Raw genomic sequence first — 272 nt, forward strand, 5'->3', positions numbered from 1 at the left:
TGTTTTTCTAAATTATTATTTATATCTTTAAAATATTGTTTCGTTTCTTTTTGAAAATCAACTAAACTATATTCTATTTTATTTATATTATTCATAATAAAATAGAATGAACCTAATATTATAATGATAGAAAATAACATCAGAATAAATGGAAAAATTGCTTTTTGTTTGGTTTTTGAGTTTATTTTCATTTTTCAAGTTCTCCTTATTTTATTTATTTATATTTTCTTGAGTATTAAATTTCTTAGTATAAAGGGTGAGGTATTGTTTGA

At 18.4% G+C, this 272-nt stretch carries 1 protein-coding gene; it reads right to left on the reverse strand.

Annotated features, from left to right (window positions below; all coding sequences use genetic code 11):
• Positions 1–191, reverse strand: a 191-nt coding sequence (locus OL66_RS04450) for a hypothetical protein (RefSeq protein ID WP_034172504.1), incomplete at its 3' end; no start/stop codon positions are given.
• Between the last annotated feature and the right edge of the window lie 81 nt (positions 192–272).

It is taken from the genome of Chrysanthemum yellows phytoplasma (genome assembly GCF_000803325.1).
GTDB lineage: Bacteria > Bacillota_I > Bacilli_A > Acholeplasmatales > Acholeplasmataceae > Phytoplasma > Phytoplasma asteris.